At 66.6% G+C, this 458-nt stretch carries 1 protein-coding gene and 1 pseudogene; both read right to left on the minus strand.

What is annotated here, in order from left to right:
- Positions 1-153 (minus strand): annotated as a pseudogene (locus AOQ71_RS48855) (SAM-dependent methyltransferase); the annotation flags it as partial.
- 98 nt (positions 154-251) lie between these two features.
- Positions 252-458 (minus strand): DUF1365 family protein (locus tag AOQ71_RS48860; RefSeq protein WP_245317267.1); only part of this gene is annotated, 207 nt, incomplete at its 5' end.

A 458-nucleotide genomic window follows, 5' to 3' on the forward strand; every position in this document is an offset into this window, starting at 1 on the left:
GCCGAGCCGAATCACGCGGCCGTCGGGCAGAGTGACGTCGAGCGTGCCGCGTCGCAGCCGCGACCCGAAGGCGAGCGCAAGGCGAACGATGCGCGGCAGGTCGGCGAACACTGTCTCGACGTCATCAGGTGTTACCGAAATGGCATTCGACATCGGCAGATCCATGGTCCCGACGATACTGTCCGACCGCGAGCCGAGCGCGCCCATCCCGCTCTGTTGCTTGACCCGAGCGCCCCACAAACGGTCAGCGATCAAATAATATAGGGGCGTGATTTGCCCCGCGCCAAGATGGTTTCGTCGCTGCGCTGCCCTGCGGCATCGGGGTGTGGCACCAGCCGCGCTCCTTTCAGCCAGAGCCGCAGCGCCTCCCAGTGGATCGCCGCCATCACCTTGAGGCTGACGAGCGGCAGGCCGAAGAACGATCGCAGCAGGGCAGGCGTGGTCAGAGCCCGGCGGCG

Source organism: Bradyrhizobium manausense (assembly GCF_001440035.1).
Taxonomy (GTDB): domain Bacteria; phylum Pseudomonadota; class Alphaproteobacteria; order Rhizobiales; family Xanthobacteraceae; genus Bradyrhizobium; species Bradyrhizobium manausense.